The following is a 16,257-nucleotide window of genomic DNA, read 5'->3' as shown; positions in this document are numbered from 1 at the left end:
GCCGCGAAGACGGCCACGAGGTCGCGCATGCTGGACAGGACGAAGGACATTCTTGTGTCCGCGCAAACCTGGCTCGACCAGTTCGAGCAGGCGCTTGGCGACCCGGGTCACGGCGCGCTGCATAAGCTCTTCCTGGCCGACAGCTACTGGCGCGACGTGCTCGCGCTCAGCTGGAACCTGCAAACGATCGCCGGTCGCGATGCGACCGTGCGGGAATTGAGCGCGCTCGCATCCGAAGCTGCGCCGAGTTCTTTCGAAATCGCATCGACCCGCGCGCCGCCACGCTGGGTGACTCGCGCCGGCACCAAGACGATCGAAGCAATCTTCTCGTTCGAAACGGCCGTCGGCCGCGGCAGCGGCATCGTGCGGCTACTGCCGGACGCCGATGACGGCGACCGCCTGAAGGCGTGGACGCTGCTCACCGCGCTTGAGGAGCTGAAGGGATTTGAGGAGCAGCTCAACCGGACGCGGCCGCGCGGCCAGGCCTATTCGCGCGACTTCCGCGGACCGAACTGGCTCGATCTGCGCACAGCGTCCGGCGACTATGCCGATCGCGATCCGGCCGTGCTGGTGATCGGCGGCGGCCAGGCGGGGCTGGCGATCGCGGCGCGGCTGAAGCAGTTGAACGTCGACACGCTGATCGTCGACCGCTGGCCACGCATCGGCGACAATTGGCGCAAACGCTATCACGCGCTCACGCTGCACAACCAGGTGCAGGTCAATCACCTGCCCTACATGCCGTTCCCGCCGAACTGGCCGGTCTATATCCCCAAGGACAAGCTCGCGAACTGGTTCGAGGCTTACGTCGAGGCGATGGAGCTGAACTACTGGACCGGCACCGAGTTCGAGGGCGGCACCTACGACGATGCGAAGGGATGCTGGACGGTCACGCTACGCCGTGCCGACGGCACCACGCGCACCATGCATCCGCGCCATGTCGTGATGGCAACCGGCGTCAGCGGCATCCCGAGCATGCCCGATATTCCGAGCCTGAAAAATTTCAACGGCCCACTCGTGCATTCCAGCCGCTATGAGGACGGCGAGAGCTGGACCGGCAAGCGCGCGATCGTCATCGGCACCGGCAACAGCGGCCACGACATTGCGCAGGATCTCTACTCCAGCGGTGCGGAGGTGACGCTGGTGCAGCGCTCGCCGACGCTGGTCACCAATATCGAACCCTCGGCACAGCTCGCCTACGCGACCTACAACGAGGGCACGCTCGAGGACAACGACCTGATCGCGACCTCGATGCCGACGCCGCTCACGAAGAAGACCCACGTGATGCTGACGGAGCAGTCGAAAGCGCTCGACAAGGAGCTGCTCGACGGTCTCACTCGCGTCGGCTTCAAGCTCGATTTCGGCGAAGGCGGAACCGGCTGGCAGTTCAAATACCTCACTCGCGGCGGCGGCTATTATTTCAACGTCGGCTGCTCCGATCTCATCGTGAAGGGCGAGGTCGGGCTCAGGCAATTCGAGGACATCGAAAGCTTCGTCGCCGAGGGCGCGCGGACGAAGGACGGCGGGATCATCCCGGCCGACCTCATCGTGCTCTCGACCGGCTACAAGCCGCAAGCCTATCTGGTGCGAAAGCTGTTCGGCGATGCCGTTGCCGATCGCGTCGGCCCGATCTGGGGCTTTGGCGACGGTTTTGAGCTGCGTAACATGTATGCGCGCACGAAGCAGCCCGGCCTGTGGTTCATCGCCGGCAGCCTCGCGCAATGCCGCATCAATTCGAGGTTCCTGGCGCTCCAGATCAAGGCGATCGAACAAGGGATGTTGGGGCGGGACATGGCGACGCCCGCGCGCACGACCTGAGCCCCATCGTCATTGCGAGGAGCACTTGCGACGAAGCAATCCAGAATCGTTTCGCAGAGACAGACTGGATTGCTTCGCTTCGCTCGCAATGACGATATGGGTACAACGGAAGCGCTACGGCGACAAAAAGAGGGAGGACACCAATGCCGGCCATACTCGGCTCGGGCGAGCATCGTTACCGTGTCGTCGAGAACTGGGCGAAGCTGCCGGATGGCTGGCAGCTCACGGATGTCGCTTCCGTCGCGGTCGACAGCAAGGACCGCATCTACGTCTTCAACCGCGGCGCCCATCCGATGGTGGTGCTCGACCGCGAGGGCAATTTCCTGCGCAGCTGGGGCGAAGGACTGTTTGCCCGCGCGCACGGTCTGCATATCGACGCCGACGACAATCTCTATTGCACCGATGATGGCGACCACACCGTGCGCAAATGCACGACCGACGGCAAGGTGCTGCTGACGATCGGCATCCCCGAGAAGCCTGCGCCGTTCATGAGCGGCGATCCGTTTCACCGCTGCACCCACACCGCGCTGTCGCCGAACGGCGAGATCTACGTCTCCGACGGCTACGGCAACGCGCGCGTCCACAAGTTCACGCCAGACGGCAAGCTGATGATGAGCTGGGGCGAGCCCGGCACCGATCCCGGGCAGTTCAACATCGTTCACAACATCGCCGCCGATGCCGACGGTTATGTCTACGTCGCCGACCGCGAGAACCACCGCGTGCAGGTGTTCGACGGCAACGGACGATACGAGACGCAGTGGAACAACCTGCACCGGCCTTGTGCGCTGTGCTGCTGCGGCGGCAAGCAGCCAACCTTCGTGATCGGCGAACTCGGGCCCGGTATGGCCGTCAACCGCAAGGTGCCCAATCTCGGGCCGCGGCTGTCGATCGTCGATGCCAAGGGAAAGCGCATCGCGCGGCTCGGTGGCGAGGACGGCCCGGGAATCGCGAGCGGCAAGTTCTTGGCACCGCACGGCATCGCACTGGACTCGAAAGGCGACATCTATGTCGGCGAGGTCGGCGTCACCGACTGGAAGACCAGCTTTCCGAACGATGAGATGCCGGCGGTGGTGCGCGCCACGCGGTGCCTACAGAAGCTGGAGCGGGTGCGCTGACCACGCGTCATTGGGAACGCAGCGGCAGGTCATCGTCCCCCGGGCTGCGGTGCCGCATACCTTCCTGATCACGACTTGTTGTCCCGGAGCGGCGCGCCGGCGACTCGTCCTGGAACAGCGCCATCGGCGGCACGCCGGCGGGGAACGGCAGATCGGGCGGACGACGCGCGCGGCGGTCGCGCTTCCCCGAAAAGCGGCTTTTTTGCAGCGCGTTCCGGCGCGCGGCGGGCCTGAATAAGTCGCTCAGCGGGCTTCACAATCCCGTCACGCTGCATGTAGTATGTCAACACATGCTGCTTCGCAGCGATATGGAGGCCAGGAGCGTTACTTGAACGCACATGTCTCGCAAGGCAGTTGGCCGGTCTTGGTGCTGAATGCGGACTTCCGGCCGCTGAGCTACTACCCGCTGTCTCTCTGGTCGTGGCAGGACGCGATCAAGGCGGTGTTTCTCGATCGCGTCAACATCGTCGCGCATTACGACCAGGCGGTACGAAGTCCGACGCTGGAGATGCAGCTGCCGAGCGTCGTCTCGCTCAAATCCTTCGTCAAGCCGACCACCCATCCTGCCTTCACCCGTTTCAACGTCTTCCTGCGCGACCGCTTCAATTGCCAATATTGCGGCTCGCCCGAAGACCTCACTTTCGATCACATCATCCCGCGCAGCAAAGGCGGTCAGACCACCTGGGAGAACGTGGTCGCGGCCTGCTCGCCCTGCAATTTGCGGAAGGGCAATCTGACGCCGGCACAGGCAAAGATGTTTCCGAGGCAGACGGCATTCGCGCCGACCGTCCACCAGCTCCACCGCAACGGCCGCCTCTTCCCGCCGAACTATCTGCACGATAGCTGGCTCGACTATCTCTACTGGGATACGGAGCTGGATCCGTAGGATCCGCGCGTCATCTGGCGGAGAACCGGCGTTGACCTCACGCAGCCTCATAAACTCGTTTGCAGTTTCCGCGATCCTGGCCATTACCGCGGCTGGCGTACAGGCGCAGGATCCGTTACCCGGGCAGACGAACGGGCCGGACGGCACGGCCACGAGCGGCACGAGAGCCGCAACCGCGCCACTGTCCGGCATCAAGCCACCATCGATCGCTGACGAATGCAGGAAAGAATTTCTTCCCCTGCGCGAAGAGGCCGAAAGGCGAGGCAAGCTGATCAAGTCCGCCAGCGATCGGCATGCGCCGCCGGATGAAGCCTGCAAGCTGATCGGGGATTTCAGCCAGGCCGAGAGCGGTCTCATCAAATTTGTGGATTCGCATGCGACGACATGCGGGATTCCGACGGGGATTACCGACCAGCTCAAGAGCGGCCACAAGAATACCGAGACGATGCTGACAAAGGTGTGCAAGGTAGCGGAGCAGATGCGCGAGCGCGGGCCGGCCGGCCCAACCGGCGATTTCTGGCCGGAGAAGCGCGAACCTGAGGATCCGACCGGTGACTTCGGGCGCTGGCGCTAGTTTAAGCGCATGGTGGGCAATGGGAACCCGCCGGCCTGCCGTGCGTTATGTTCCCATGACAGTTGATCATTCGGTACGACCGCCCCGCATTCTCACGCCTGACGAGCGCAGGGCGCGCGATGAGGCACGACGGGCTGACGCGGAGCAGGCCATGCGTGAGCATGAGGCTGCGCAGAAGGCGCTCTATTCCAACATGGAGCGGCTGAGGGCGGAACGGCTGGCGCGCGAGGCCCGCTCGCAAGGCCGATAGGCCGCGCCTCGCGGTCGCAAAATCCTTTCAGGTTCGTTACCGTCCTTTAAGCCTCGCACGGCAATCTTGGGCCTGATGGGCGATGCAGGGTGCTGCACGCCGCCGCCGGGCCCGAGATCGTCATGCTTGCCGAAGCGCTGGAGCAGATTCAGTCCTCGCCGTCGCGGCGGGCGATCTATGTGCGCGTTATCCTCGCAGCGCTGGCGGCGCTCGTTGCCGTCAAGATGTTCTGGTTCGCGCGGGTCGGTCCCTGGCACTTGCGCGAGCTCGCCGATTTCGACGCGTTTCACATCGTGGCGCAGCGGGTCTGGCTCGGCGATGTCGGCGAGGTCTATCGGCTCGCGACCTTCGGCAGGATGCAGGGGGAGGCGGCTGGCGGCACGACCGGGGTGATGCCCTGGACCTATCCGCCGCAATTCGACCTGCTGCTTGCGCCGCTCGCTTTGCTGCCGGTCGGCGCAGCGTATCTGTTGTTCACCGCGGTAACGCTCGCGCTCTATCTCGTCACGCTGCGCGCGATCGCTCGCGAGAATCTCGTGCAAGTCCTGATCATCTCGTTTCCCGCGCTCTCGGTCACGATCGGCTGCGGCCAGAACGGCTTTCTTACCGGTGCGCTGATCGGCCTGTTCTGCCTCACCTTGCAGAAGCGCCCGGTGCTTGCAGGCCTTGCGCTCGGCGCGATGGTGATCAAGCCGCACCTTGCGATTGCCGCCGCCGTCTATCTGCTGGCGACGCGCCGCTGGACTGCGGTTGCCGCTGCCGGAACAGTGGTCCTGGTGAGCTCGCTTGTTTGCACGCTCATCTTCGGACCGCAAATCTGGAGCGCGCTGATCGGCTCGGTGAAGGAATCGGCGAGCTATCTCGATCAAGGTCACTATCAGCTCTTCCGGATGATCTCGGCCTTTGCGGCACTGCATACGGCAGGCATTCCGGCTGCGGGTGACTTCTGGGCACAGGTCGGCGTCGCGGCCCTTGCGCTGCTAGCAGTCGTGCTCGGCGCTTATCGCGCGATCTCCCCCGCCTTCGCGCTCGGCGTCACCGCGATGGCCTCGGTGATGATCAGCCCCTACGCCTACGACTACGACCTGCCGATACTGGGGATCGGCCTTGCGCTCGCCCTGCCCGACCTTGCCCGCATCGCGACGCCGCGCGAACGCAGCACCCTGTTCGGGCTGATCCTGCTCGCCGGCGCCTATGGGCTCGTGCTGTCGACGCAGGCGTCGGGTCAGCAAGCCGCGCCCGCCATGGCCGGCTTTGCCTTGATGGCCGTGCTCGCGCTGCAGCTGCGATGGCTGTTGCGCGATGAGGCAGCCGTTCATGACGGCAGCGCGGGTCACCTGCCGCGCAGTGCCCTCGGCGATGCCCTCCATGTGCCCGACTAGAAACCCGCGTGCAGGCTGCGCGTTCACCCGAGTTCACCTCTGGACTTCGTTCAGGCGCAGTTTAGTCTCTACAGACGGAAATCCTGACTTGCGCCCTGCCGCCACTCATGGAGGTTCGTCATGCCCGCTCAAGACAAGGATCACGTCTACAAGATCCTGGAACTGGTCGGATCGTCGGAAAAGTCGATCGAGGACGCGATCCAGAACGCGATCAGCCGCGCTGCAAAAACCATCCGTGAGATGAAATGGTTCGAGGTCGTGCAGACGCGCGGCCATATCGAGAACGGCACCGTCCGACACTACCAGGTCACGCTGCGCGTCGGCTTCACGCTGGAAGCGTGAGCCTGGCACAAAAAGCGCGACCGCTGCGCGAGCCGCGGCACGGTTAACGTCGCCCCACGATAATCCGTCGAAACATCGGGGAATCGTCCGCTCGAGTACGGACTCCGTGCAATCAGCGCGGATGATGCAACAAGCCGTTAAGGCGACAGTGAGAGGTTTGCGCCGAATCGGAGCAAACCGGATGCCCACAAGCCGTGGCGAACTCGGCAAAACCCGCCTGCCGTTCTGGGCGGCGGGATTCGTGGTGCTGATCTGCATCGCCATTCTGGCCTTGAGCGGCTGGCGCGAATGGGAGACGCGGAACGCCGAGCTCAGGAATGCCGAAGTGGACGTGGCCAATCTCGCCCACTCGCTAGTGCAGCATGCGGACGACACATTCGAGCTTGCCGATACGCTCCTGGTCGGCCTCGTCCATCGGCTCGAGCTCGATGGAACGGGACCCGACACGATTTCAAAGCTCCAGGCCTATCTGCCCACCCGCAAATCATCGGATCGCATCCGCGGCATCTTCGTCTATGACGAAACCGGCCGATGGCTCGCCACGACCGAGCAGATCGACTTCTCCAAGTTCAACAACAGCGACCGGGAATATTTTCAGCGTCATCGTGCCTCGACGGACCGCAGCACCCTGATCGGCCGGCCGATCAGGAGCCGTTCCGGCGGCCAGTGGATCGTCACGGCATCGCGGCGCTTCAACCATCCTGACGGCAGTTTTGCCGGCGTCGCCCTGATCACGATCGACGTGGCCTATTTCGTCAAGTTCTATGAGCGATTCGACGTCGGAGCGAACGGCTCGGCGTCGCTGCTCAACAATGACGGCATCATGCTGGCGCGCAGCCACGACGAGAGCGCAAGCTATGTCGGACGTGACTTGTCCAATGCACCGTTGTTCAAACAGTGGAGCAGCCGGCCCGCCGCCTCTGTCTACTATTTCAAGTCGCCGCTCGATGGCGTGCAGCGCTTGAGTTACTATCAACGAAGCGACCAACACCCCCTGATGGTGCTCGCGAGCAAGTCGCAGGATGACGTGCTAGCCCCCTGGCGCCGGGCGGCCGCCGTGCGAATGACCTACGTCGTTGGCCTCGTCCTGCTGATCGCTGTGATCGGCTTCTCCCTGGTTCGCCAGCTCCTACACCTCCGCCCAGTTCAAGGCGGCGAAGCCGGACCCGCGATGCTACCGCCTTTGCCTGTCGGAGCTGCGGGCGAGGCGTGAGGCGGTTCTTTTCGTCGACGACCTCGCGGAGAATGTCGCCGGCGCGCGGGAAGCAGGCCTGTTCGCTCATCACCACACGTCGACAGCGGCTTTCCGGCAGGCACTTGCGGATTACGGCCTGCGCGACAAGCGGTAAGCGCGCCAATCGCGACGGCACGCAGCTCTGACACACCTCTGCGAAGGCCTTCAGGCAGGCACTTTCGGACTACGACCTTCTCTAGGCCTTCACCGGCGTGCTGCTTCGTCAAGCCAGTTGACACGCCGCCAAGGATTTTCAGGGCGATGTATCACCTAGTCGAAGCGATTGAACCACGCTCGGGTAGCCTCTTTGTCAAATCCGGGAAAGGAACCATGATCCTGGACACGAACCGGCTTCAGGAGACGAGACATCCGCCGGTATTGCGGAAGGCAGGCGTCCCCGATCTGAGGCATTGCACCAGCCTGAATTAGCACGCCGCCTGCATACTCATGAAGGGTCAGCTCCTCACTTAGAGCGCTCTTGAAATTGGACACCCCTCCCAATTTCGCGATCCAGCGTTCTCCAAGACAAGTTAGCCAATTGACGCCCTTGATGCCGTCTTGGAGGTAAAGCGCATGGCTAGCTGGATAATCGACCTCCACACCTGGAAATCGCCCCGCTAAACCGCGCACATGCGGTGCCATCTGCGCCTCCCTCGTTGTGTCAAGCGGGGACAAGACACAAATGCCGCCGCTACCATGCAACGGCTGAAGACGCGCGCACCAATTTTCAACGAACGTAGCTACCTTGGAAGAAGAGAAGTCTGTAAGCCAGCTGACCGGCCAGGCAGCATTGAAGTAACTCAACTTGTGTCCCGGAGCCGACAATGGATAGCCGAATGCGCAGATTCGCCAAGGCGTACAGTTGTCGTAGGTCTCGCCAGAGTGATAGCAGTACTGCCAGACGTTTCCCTGTAGCTCCAAGTGCCAGCAGCGGGGGTGATAGTCTGGTGCAAAACGCCTCCATCTGTGGCTCTTGGGATCAGTACACCAACGCCACTTGAACGCCTCTCCACCCATTTTGGAGTAATCCTCGAACAAGTCGATACAGGCTTGGCGCTTTTCTTCGAGGTGCCCGTCTTCAAAATAAAGGGTCACATAAAAGGCCGCGCACAGCGTTGGCTTTCCGTCGACGAATGGTAGAGAATCGATCGAAGTGCCTAACTCGAACGCATTCATTCGCTGAAATCCCGTGCCGGTGCACGCATTGCATTTGCGTTGGACCGCTGTGACTCAGCGCATCCGTCAGACCAGATGACACGCCACGGCGTGACCGCCCGCCCCTTCCTTCAGCTCCGGCGCGCTCTCTGAGCAGCGCGGCTGGGCAATCGGGCAGCGGGTGTGGAAGTGACAGCCCTTTGGCGGATTCATCGGGCTCGGTACGTCGCCCTTGAGGCGGATGCGGTTGCGCTTGAGCTTGGGATCGGGCACCGGCACGGCCGAGAGCAGCGCCTTGGTATAGGGATGCTGCGGGTTGCGGTAGAGATCGCTCGCTTTCGCGAGTTCGACGATGCGGCCGAGATACATCACGGCCACGCGGTCGGAGATGTGCTCGACCACCGAGAGGTCGTGCGCGACGAAGAGATAAGTGAGGTTCAGCTCGGCCTGGAGATCCTCCAAGAGGTTGATCACCTGCGCCTGGATCGAGACGTCGAGCGCGGAGACCGGCTCGTCGCAGACGATCAGTTTCGGCTCGACCGCGAGCGCGCGTGCAATCACGATGCGCTGGCGCTGGCCGCCGGAGAATTCGTGCGGGTAGCGCCGCATGTGCTCGGCCTTCAACCCGACCTTCACCAGGAGGCCTGCTACGCGCTCCTCGCGCTCCTTGGCCGATGACGCAAGGTTATGGATGGTGAAGGCCTCGCCGAGGATCGCGCCCACGGTCATGCGCGGATTGAGCGAGGCGAACGGGTCCTGGAACACGAGCTGCATGTTCCGCCGCATCGCGCGCAGATCATTGCCGCCGAGCTTGCGCACGTCCTGGCCGTCGAACACCACCTCGCCGTCGGTCGGCTCGATCAGGCGCAGCACGCAGCGTCCCGTCGTGGACTTGCCGCAGCCGGATTCGCCGACGAGACCAAGCGTCTCGCCGCGATTGACCGAGAACGACACGCCGTCGACCGCATAGACGCTGCCGACCTGGCGTGACAACAGGCCGCCGAGCACAGGAAAATGCTTCTTGAGGCCCGAGACCCGCAGCAAGGGTTCGCTCATGACGCGTCTCCCAGATGACAGGCCATGCGGTGGCCGGGGGCGATTTCGCGCAAACGCGGCTCCTTCTCGGTGCAGATGCTCATGGCGTGGCGGCAGCGCGGCGCGAAGCGGCAACCGACCGGCGGATTGATCAGGATCGGCACCGAGCCGCCGATCGCCTCGAGGCGCGTCTTGTGCTCGCTGTCGAGATCGATGCGCGGGATCGAACGGATCAGGCCTTGCGTATAGGGATGTCGGGGATCGCCGAACAGGTCGTCGACGAGCGCCTCCTCGACCACCTTGCCGGCATACATCACGACGACGCGCTGTGCGGTCTCGGCGACGACGCCCATGGCATGGGTGATCAGCATCACCGCCATGCCAAAACGCTCCTTCATGTCCTGGAGCAGATCGAGGATCTGCGCCTGGATGGTGACGTCAAGCGCGGTGGTGGGTTCATCGGCGATAACGAGCTTGGGCTTGCAGGCGAGCGCCATCGCGATCATCACGCGCTGGCGCATGCCGCCGGAGAACTGATGCGGATAATTGTGCACGCGGCCTTCGGCATTCGGGATCTGCACCAGCTTCAGCATCTCGATGGTGCGCTCGAGCGCCTGCTTCCTGGTCACTGCCTCGTGGCGGCGCAGGCTCTCGGCGATCTGCTCGCCGACGGTCAGCACCGGGTTGAGCGAGGTCATCGGCTCCTGGAAGATGAAGCCGATCTCCTTGGCCCTGATGTCGTCCAGTTGGTTGCTCGTCAGCGGCACGAGATCGCGGCCCTCGAAGATGATCTGGCCGGCCGCAATGCGGCCGGGCGGCATCGCGATCAGCTTCAGGATCGACATCGCGGTCACGGTCTTGCCGCAGCCGGATTCGCCGACGACGCAGAGCGTCTCGCCCCTGTTGATGGAGATGTCGACGCCGTCGACGGCCTGCAAAATGCCGTCGTCGGTCGAAAAGTGGGTCTTGAGCCCTTTGATTTCGAGCAGCGGCGCCATCAGATCACCCGTCGCGCATCGAGCGCGTCACGCAGGCCGTCGCCGATAAAGTTGATGGCGACCACCGCGATGAAGATCGCGCTGCCCGGAAAGAGCGCCCAGTGCGGGCCGATGTCGAGAAAATCCTTGGCATCATAGAGCAGCCGTCCCCAGGTCGGGGTATCCGGCGGAAAGCCGAGGCCGAGGAAGGACAGCGTCGATTCCGCGATGATCGCGGCCGCGACGTCGATGGTGCCAGCAATGATTACCGGCCCCACGGCATTGGGCAGGATGTGGCGCACCACCTGCCGCACCGGGCTCGCCCCGAGCGCGCGTGCCGCCTCGACAAATTCCTTCTCGCGGATCGACAGGAACTGCGCGCGCACGAGACGGGCGACCGGCATCCAGCGCAGGCCGCCGATCACGAGCACGATCAGGATGAAGATGCCGCCTTCGGGGCCGAACATCGCCTTCAGCCCGTCGCGGAAGAGATAGATGAGCAGGAGCAAGAGCGGCAATGGCGGCAGCGACAGGAAGAGATCGGTGAGCCACATCAGGCCATGTCCGAGCGCACCGCGCGACATGCCGGCGAGCGCGCCGATCAGCGTGCCGACGAATACCGAGACCAGCATCGCGGCAAGGCCCACCGCAAGCGAGATGCGGCCGCCGTAGATCATGCGCGCCAGCAGGTCCTGGCCGAGATCGTCGGTGCCGAAGGGGTGGGCGAGCGAGGGTCCCTGGAGCCCAGCCACGATGTCGATATCGTTGATCTTGACCCGCCAGAGCAACGGGCCGACCAGCACCGCAAGGATCAGGAGCAGCAGCAGGAACGCGCTGAGCACGGCGAGCCGATGGCGGCGAAAACGCCGCCACGTCTCGCGCCAGGGCGAGTAGGCGGCCCGCTCGGTGGCCGTCTCAGCGGAGGGAGATGCGAGGGTCAAGCCAGCCATACAGGACGTCCGCGATGAGATTGAACAGCACAACGAGGCACGCGAAGACGAAGGTGACGGCCATCACCACCGGCGTGTCGTTGGCGAGGATGGAGGAAATGAGCAGCGAGCCGATGCCGGGGATGCGGAAGATCTGCTCGGTGACGATGGCGCCGCCGAACACGGCCGGCATCTGCAACGCAATGAGCGTGACGACCGGGATCATCGCGTTGCGCATCACGTGCTTGACGATCACCTTGGCCTGTCCGAGCCCCTTGGCGCGGGCGGTGGTGACGTAATCGAGCCGGATCACATCGAGCATCGCCGAGCGCACGAAGCGCGTCATGGAAGCCGCCTGGAACAGGCCGAGCACCGCCACAGGCATAATCGCCTGCCGGATCATCTCGAGCACCCAGTGGATCCCGGTCCCCTTGACATCGGTGGTGTAGACCAGGGGCAGCCAGTCCAGCGTGACCGAGAAGATCAGGATGAACAGGATGCCGGTAAAGAAGGTCGGCAGCGAGAAGCCGACGAAGGCGAGCGTGTTGGCGATCTGGTCGAACAGCGAATATGGCTTGGTCGCCGCGTAGACGCCGACGGGTATGGCGATCAGGAGCGCCAGGATCTGCGCCGAGCCGACCACGTAGAGCGTCGCCGGCAGGCGCTGGAGGATGAGCTGGTCGACGTTCATCCGACTGACGAAGGAGAAGCCCCAGTCGCCATGCGCCATGGCCGAGATCCAGTGCAGGTAGCGAAGATAGATCGGATCATCGAGGCCGAACTTCGCCCGAAGGGAGGCTGCGACTTCGGCCGGCACGTTCGGATTGGTCGCCAGCTCCGAGAACGGATCGCCCGGAGCAAGCGCCAGCACCACGAACAACACGAGCGAGATGCCGAGCAGGCTCGGAATGGCGATCAAGACGCGACGCAGGACATACTGACTCATAGGGAAAGACCCCGTCTACGCCCCGCGCTCATACCTCCCGGTACCAGTCGAACAGGTTGTCGGTTTCGTTGGCCCAGCCGCTGACGATACACACGAGGTTATTGGCGGCGGCTTCCACCTTGAGGCGATGCTGCACGGGGATGAAGACGACCTCCTTGATCAGGAGATCATTGGCCTTGATGTAGAGCTCCGCGCGCTTGATCGGATCCATCTCGCCTTCCGCGGCTTCGATGATCGCGTCGTAGTCCTTGTTGGCCCAACGCGTGAAGTTGGGACCCTGCCACTTGTTCTCCTTGGTGGCGACGTTGCTCGAGATGTAGCGGCGCATGTGTTGGGCCGGGTCGGGCTGGCTCATCGGGATCTGGAACATCTCCATATCCGCATAGAACTTCGGATAGGTGTCGGGATTGCCGACGTCGGAGGAGAAGAACACGGAGGCGACGACCGATTTCAGCTCGACGTCGATACCGGCCTTCTGGCAGGCCTGCTTGACGATGGCCTGGGTCTTCTGGCGCGGGCCGTTGATCGAGGTCTGGTAGAGGAGCTTCAGCTTCTTGCCGTCCTTCTCGCGAATGCCGTCCGCACCGGGCTTCCAGCCGGCGTCGTCGAGGACCTTCGCCGCCTTCTCGATATTAAATTCCCAGGTGTTGTTCTTCGACACGAACTTTTCGGGACCGTTGAGGAAGTTCGCGGTGGTCCGTCCGGCGCGGCCGTAGATCGCCTTTTTGACCGCCTCGCGGTCGACCAGCATCGTCAGTGCCTTGCGCACCGCGGGATCCGAGAACAGCGGATGCTTGGTCTTCATCGAGGAGCGCTCGCCGTCCACCTCGGTGTTGGGATCGGTGGAGTTCAGCACGATGAACTCGGTATCGCCGCCGACAGCGTAGACCGCCTTGCCCTTGCCGCCCTTCTCCAGGCGAAGCAGCACGTCGTCTTCGACCTGGATGTTGTAACCGAAATCATATTCGCCGGTCTGGATGACGGCACGCGCCGCCGAGACGGCATCGCCGCCGCCCTTCATCTCGAGCGTGTCGAAATAGGGACGGTTCGGCATGTGATAGTCGGGATTGAGCTCGCCGCGCACGAGATCGCCCGGCTTGAACTCGATGAACTTGTACGGGCCGGTGCCAACCGGCGAGAGGTTGTTCGGCGCTTCACGGGATTTGGCGCCCTTGTACGCCTCAAACAAATGCTTGGGGATGATCGGTCCGACCGCAGCGCCGACGAAGGCGTCGGCCCAGAACGGGGTCGGCTTGGGAAACAGGATACGGACCGTGAGATCGTCGACCTTCTCCACCGTGATATCGCGATAGACGGCAATGCTGGTCGCCGCCGTCGCGGGATCCTTGGCATATTCCCAGTTGAACACGACGTCGTCGGCGGTGAACGGCTTGCCGTCATGCCATTTGACGCCGGGCTTGAGCTTCCAGGTCACCGACTTGCCGTCGGCGGCGAGACCGCCGTTCTGGATCGAGGGGATCTCGGCGGCGAGCACCAGCTTCATGTTGCCGTCGGGATCCCAGCAGGCGAGCGGTTCATAGAACAGGCGCGAGCCGTCCTGGTCCTTGGTGCCGGTCGCGAAATGCGGGTTGAGCAGGGTCGGGCCCTGCCACCACAGCAGCTTCAGTGCGCCGCCGCCACCGCGCTTGGTGGGCTTGTAGGTCGAGGGACCCTCGGCCATGGCGACGCCGCCGAGCGCGAGGATCTGGTTGGCCAGCGGGGCGGTCAGGCCGACAGCGGCCATGCGCTGAATGAAGGCGCGGCGATCCATCCGGCCGTCCGCCACCTTGTCGATCATTGCGCGCAGTTTCTTGTCCAGCATGGTTGTCCCCCGTCTGGTTCCGAAATGGATGCAGGCGGCCGCAAGAGCGGCCGCCGGGTTTGCTGGCGGTAGATGGCACACCGAATGGGGCGTACGTCAACTGCGACCGTGTGTATGCAAACGGTCTTCTGGCTGTCTCTTGGGCAAAACTCTGTTCCGCCGCCCAACCGTTCGGCAATTCGGCAGCAAAACGCCCGCTTATCAACGTTGCACTGCGGAAAATTTGTTCGGCAGATCAGACGAAGTAACGAGACAGAATTCTACGCCACGGACATATCCAGCGGTGGCGCAACATGATCAGGCAGCGGACAGACATAAGGTGTCTTTGCCGTGCGCTTCTTCAGGTCCGCTTTCGCTTCCTTGATCAGCTCGGGCTCCGTCAGCGCCTTGATGCCGAGACCGGCCATCGCCTTGGCGGCCTGCACCATCGCCTTGTGGGCGTGCGGGCTCTTGCCCTGCGCCACCACCTGCCAGGTGTGGAACGGCGTGCCGATTGCAACCGTCGGTGCATGGACCTGCACCGTCGGCACCACCCAGCTTACGTCACCGACGTCGGTCGAGCCGACCAGCGGATTGCGCTTGGCATCGAGCGGCACCAGGAAGTCGGCGAGCGGCCGCTCCGTCGGCTCCATGCCGATCGCGTAATAGACCGACGCGATATCCTTGTCGCTCAGCGTTGCGCGAATCTGGCCGGCGAAATTCTTGTCGGCATCGTCGAAATGCGGCGGTCCGAGCTCTTCCATGACCCGGTGCAGCGCCTGCTCCAGCGGCGCATTGGGCAGGATGTTGGAGACGGCGGAAATGATCTTCATCTCCACCTTGGTCTCGGTCATCAGGGCAGCGCCCTGCGCGATCTTGCTCACGCGCTCGACGAGTTCATTCATGCCGGGCAGATCCCGGGCGCGAATGGAGTAGCGCACGCGGGCATGGGCCTGCACCACGTTCGGCGCGATGCCGCCGGTGTCGAGCAGCGCATAATGAACGCGCGCGTCGCTCGGCATGTGCTCGCGCATGTAGTTGACGCCGACGTTCATCAATTCGACCGCGTCGAGTGCGGAGCGACCCAGATGCGGCGAAGCCGCCGCATGCGAGGTGCGGCCGGTGAAGATGAAATCGGCACGCGTGTTGGCGAGCGACGGCGTCACCGCCACTTCCCAGAAGCTGTGCGGATGCCAGGTGATCGCGATGTCGGCGTCCTCGAACGCGCCGGAGCGCACCATGAAGGCCTTGGCCGCGCCGCCTTCTTCTGCCGGGCAGCCGTAATAACGCACGCGGCCGGGTACCTTGTGCTCGGCGAGCCAGTCCTTCACCGCCGTCGCCGCTAGCAGCGCGGCAGAGCCGAGCAGATTGTGACCGCAACCGTGACCATGGCCGCCGGTCTCGACCGGACGGTGCTCCGCGACGCCCGCCTCCTGGCTGAGACCCGGCAACGCGTCATATTCGCCCATGAAAGCGATGACCGGACCGCCCTCGCCCCACTCGCCTATCAGCGCGGTCGGAATATCAGCGACATTCTCGGTGATGCGGAAGCCCTGATGCCGCAGCTCGGCAAGATGCTCGGCGGCGGAGCGCGCCTCGGTGTAGCACACCTCCGGCGTTCCCCAGACCTTGTCGCTCAAGTCGATGAAACGCGCCTTGATCGTATCAATGCCACGCCAGATATCGCTGCGGTTGTCCATGCTTTCGGTCCGTGATCCCTTGGTCAAAACGAGAAGCGGCAATGGTTAGCAGCTTCGCTCCAGCCCGCCTAGCACCGGCCGGGACACCTGCCATGCGGCCGAAGCGGCACGCGAGT

Annotated in this window: 14 protein-coding genes and 2 pseudogenes; 9 read left to right on the top strand and 7 right to left on the bottom strand. The window is 63.5% G+C overall.

The window, feature by feature from the left end:
- Positions 1 to 27: 27 nt before the first annotated feature.
- The 9 genes and pseudogenes from YUU_RS0109435 to YUU_RS56260 all read left to right on the top strand — a co-directional run.
- The gene (locus YUU_RS0109435; protein ID WP_027522135.1) at positions 28 to 1,815 is read left to right on the top strand and encodes an NAD(P)/FAD-dependent oxidoreductase; all 1,788 of its coding nucleotides are present in this window, start codon (positions 28 to 30) and stop codon (positions 1,813 to 1,815) included.
- Positions 1,816 to 1,958: 143 nt separating this feature from the next.
- Complete coding sequence (locus tag YUU_RS0109430; RefSeq protein ID WP_027522134.1) at positions 1,959 to 2,930, top strand: peptidyl-alpha-hydroxyglycine alpha-amidating lyase family protein; 972 nt, start codon at positions 1,959 to 1,961, stop codon at positions 2,928 to 2,930.
- Positions 2,931 to 3,258: 328 nt separating this feature from the next.
- Complete coding sequence (locus YUU_RS0109425) at positions 3,259 to 3,816, top strand: HNH endonuclease (RefSeq protein ID WP_027522133.1); 558 nt, start codon at positions 3,259 to 3,261, stop codon at positions 3,814 to 3,816.
- A gap of 31 nt (positions 3,817 to 3,847) precedes the next feature.
- Positions 3,848 to 4,390 (top strand): hypothetical protein, encoded by a 543-nt coding sequence (locus tag YUU_RS60140; protein WP_051389685.1) that lies wholly within the window; start codon positions 3,848 to 3,850, stop codon positions 4,388 to 4,390.
- Between the two features lie 55 nt (positions 4,391 to 4,445).
- Positions 4,446 to 4,640: a hypothetical protein gene (locus YUU_RS0109415; protein WP_027522132.1), complete on the top strand. Its 195-nt coding sequence runs from the start codon at positions 4,446 to 4,448 to the stop codon at positions 4,638 to 4,640.
- Between the two features lie 89 nt (positions 4,641 to 4,729).
- On the top strand, positions 4,730 to 6,022 hold the full coding sequence (locus YUU_RS50540) for a glycosyltransferase family 87 protein (RefSeq protein ID WP_063621688.1): 1,293 nt from the start codon (positions 4,730 to 4,732) through the stop codon (positions 6,020 to 6,022).
- 120 nt (positions 6,023 to 6,142) lie between these two features.
- On the top strand, positions 6,143 to 6,364 hold the full coding sequence (locus tag YUU_RS0109405) for a dodecin (protein WP_027522131.1): 222 nt from the start codon (positions 6,143 to 6,145) through the stop codon (positions 6,362 to 6,364).
- A 181-nt stretch (positions 6,365 to 6,545) separates the two neighbouring features.
- Positions 6,546 to 7,493, top strand: a pseudogene (locus YUU_RS50535) (cache domain-containing protein); the annotation flags it as partial.
- Positions 7,477 to 7,713 (top strand): annotated as a pseudogene (locus YUU_RS56260) (HAD-IA family hydrolase); the annotation flags it as partial. The pseudogenes YUU_RS50535 and YUU_RS56260, both read left to right, overlap by 17 nt.
- Before the next feature lie 155 nt (positions 7,714 to 7,868).
- Here YUU_RS56260 and YUU_RS55020 read toward each other — a convergent pair.
- The 7 genes from YUU_RS55020 to YUU_RS0109365 form a co-directional block, all read right to left on the bottom strand.
- Entirely contained in the window at positions 7,869 to 8,774 is a 906-nt protein-coding gene (locus tag YUU_RS55020) for a type VI immunity family protein (RefSeq protein WP_051389684.1), read from the bottom strand.
- Positions 8,775 to 8,840: 66 nt separating this feature from the next.
- Positions 8,841 to 9,809, bottom strand: a complete 969-nt coding sequence (locus YUU_RS0109390; RefSeq protein WP_027522130.1) for an ABC transporter ATP-binding protein — start codon at positions 9,807 to 9,809, stop codon at positions 8,841 to 8,843.
- Positions 9,806 to 10,786 (bottom strand): ABC transporter ATP-binding protein, encoded by a 981-nt coding sequence (locus tag YUU_RS0109385; RefSeq protein WP_027522129.1) that lies wholly within the window; start codon positions 10,784 to 10,786, stop codon positions 9,806 to 9,808. Before YUU_RS0109385 ends, YUU_RS0109390 begins: the two co-directional genes overlap by 4 nt.
- The gene (locus YUU_RS0109380; RefSeq protein ID WP_027522128.1) at positions 10,786 to 11,715 is read right to left on the bottom strand and encodes an ABC transporter permease; all 930 of its coding nucleotides are present in this window, start codon (positions 11,713 to 11,715) and stop codon (positions 10,786 to 10,788) included. Before YUU_RS0109380 ends, YUU_RS0109385 begins: the two co-directional genes overlap by 1 nt.
- Positions 11,681 to 12,640: an ABC transporter permease gene (locus YUU_RS0109375; protein WP_027522127.1), complete on the bottom strand. Its 960-nt coding sequence runs from the start codon at positions 12,638 to 12,640 to the stop codon at positions 11,681 to 11,683. Before YUU_RS0109375 ends, YUU_RS0109380 begins: the two co-directional genes overlap by 35 nt.
- 28 nt (positions 12,641 to 12,668) lie before the next feature.
- On the bottom strand, positions 12,669 to 14,462 hold the full coding sequence (locus YUU_RS0109370; RefSeq protein WP_027522126.1) for a peptide ABC transporter substrate-binding protein: 1,794 nt from the start codon (positions 14,460 to 14,462) through the stop codon (positions 12,669 to 12,671).
- 260 nt (positions 14,463 to 14,722) lie between these two features.
- The gene (locus YUU_RS0109365; protein WP_027522125.1) at positions 14,723 to 16,141 is read right to left on the bottom strand and encodes a M20 family metallopeptidase; all 1,419 of its coding nucleotides are present in this window, start codon (positions 16,139 to 16,141) and stop codon (positions 14,723 to 14,725) included.
- Between the last annotated feature and the right edge of the window lie 116 nt (positions 16,142 to 16,257).

It is taken from the genome of Bradyrhizobium sp. Ec3.3 (genome assembly GCF_000472925.1).
In the GTDB taxonomy this organism is placed as follows: domain Bacteria; phylum Pseudomonadota; class Alphaproteobacteria; order Rhizobiales; family Xanthobacteraceae; genus Bradyrhizobium.
The sequence above is the reverse complement of the archived record's forward strand: the minus strand, read 5'-3'. Positions and strand labels throughout refer to the sequence as shown.

Coding starts and splice junctions, on each gene's coding strand:
- YUU_RS0109435 (WP_027522135.1), top strand. CDS start 28: ATGCTGGACAGGACGAAGGACATTCTTGTGTCCGCGCAAACCTGGCTC.
- YUU_RS0109430 (WP_027522134.1), top strand. CDS start 1,959: ATGCCGGCCATACTCGGCTCGGGCGAGCATCGTTACCGTGTCGTCGAG.
- YUU_RS0109415 (WP_027522132.1), top strand. CDS start 4,446: ATGACAGTTGATCATTCGGTACGACCGCCCCGCATTCTCACGCCTGAC.
- YUU_RS0109405 (WP_027522131.1), top strand. CDS start 6,143: ATGCCCGCTCAAGACAAGGATCACGTCTACAAGATCCTGGAACTGGTC.
- YUU_RS55020 (WP_051389684.1), bottom strand. CDS start 8,774: ATGAATGCGTTCGAGTTAGGCACTTCGATCGATTCTCTACCATTCGTC.
- YUU_RS0109390 (WP_027522130.1), bottom strand. CDS start 9,809: ATGAGCGAACCCTTGCTGCGGGTCTCGGGCCTCAAGAAGCATTTTCCT.
- YUU_RS0109385 (WP_027522129.1), bottom strand. CDS start 10,786: ATGGCGCCGCTGCTCGAAATCAAAGGGCTCAAGACCCACTTTTCGACC.
- YUU_RS0109380 (WP_027522128.1), bottom strand. CDS start 11,715: ATGGCTGGCTTGACCCTCGCATCTCCCTCCGCTGAGACGGCCACCGAG.
- YUU_RS0109375 (WP_027522127.1), bottom strand. CDS start 12,640: ATGAGTCAGTATGTCCTGCGTCGCGTCTTGATCGCCATTCCGAGCCTG.
- YUU_RS0109370 (WP_027522126.1), bottom strand. CDS start 14,462: ATGCTGGACAAGAAACTGCGCGCAATGATCGACAAGGTGGCGGACGGC.
- YUU_RS0109365 (WP_027522125.1), bottom strand. CDS start 16,141: ATGGACAACCGCAGCGATATCTGGCGTGGCATTGATACGATCAAGGCG.